Annotated in this window: 1 pseudogene; it reads left to right on the top strand. The window is 41.2% G+C overall.

Annotated features, from left to right (window positions below):
- Positions 1–26 precede the first annotated feature (26 nt).
- A pseudogene (locus tag GD597_RS21665) lies at positions 27–920 on the top strand (IS3 family transposase); the annotation flags it as partial.
- Between the last annotated feature and the right edge of the window lie 46 nt (positions 921–966).

Genomic DNA, 966 nt, shown 5'->3' with positions numbered 1-966 from the left:
ATTATTGAAAAAAAGTTGTAAAGCCTTGCGATAAACGTGCTATCATATCTGATGTGCGTAAGGAACGTCCCAAAGACATCGGCAAGGCGTGTCGACTGTTAAATATCAGCAGGAGTTCATTACATTATCAATCTGTAAAGAATGATGAAGCGCTGATTGAGTTATTGCAGCATCTTTCAAACAATATAGAAGGCGAAGGCTTTTGGAAGTTTTACAACCGTCTTCGCTTGCAAGGTCACAAGGTCAATCATAAACGTGTATACCGGGTTTACAAACAATTAGGATTACGTAAAAAACGTAAGGCCAAGAAGCGCCTGCCTACACGCATTCAGGAAAAACTGGAAGTGCCAGCTGCATTTACCCAAACCTGGAGTATAGATTTTATGAGCGATGCATTAAGCAACGGTCGGAAATTCAGGTCATTTAATGTAATAGATGATTTTAATCGCGAAGTACTTTTTATAGAAACAGATTATTCATTAAAGAGCAGCCGTATGTTATGGGTGCTTAGACACTTGAAGGCCCGATATGGCAAACCCCAAAGAATACGCATGGATAACGGCCCTGAATTTATAGCGCACCTTGCACAGCAATGGAGCAAGGCAAATGAAATTGACTTTAAATACATACAGCCAGGCAAGCCTGCACAAAATGCATACATCGAAAGGTTTAACCGTACCTATAGAGAAAAAGTGCTTGATAGTTATTTATTTGACAACCTAAATGAAGTAAGAGAGGTAACCGATGAATTTATAAAAGACTACAACAACCATCGTCCGCATGATGGACTGGGAGGTTTGCCACCAGTACTGTACAGGCAAAAATGGGAAAGACTAAGCCAGGCCGTTCCTGATGGGCTTCGTTACGCTTCGGCTACGCCTTCGCTTCACTACGCCCATCAGGAACACAATGACCAATGAAAGAAAAAGTCTACTTTTAAAGCGTACTCAAAAGGGGAAGCATACA

The sequence above is a fragment of the Limnovirga soli genome, from assembly GCF_013106755.1.
Classification (GTDB): Bacteria; Bacteroidota; Bacteroidia; order Chitinophagales; family Chitinophagaceae; genus Limnovirga; species Limnovirga soli.
Note: the sequence above shows the minus strand (reverse complement) of the source record. Positions and strands in the feature narration are given on the sequence as shown.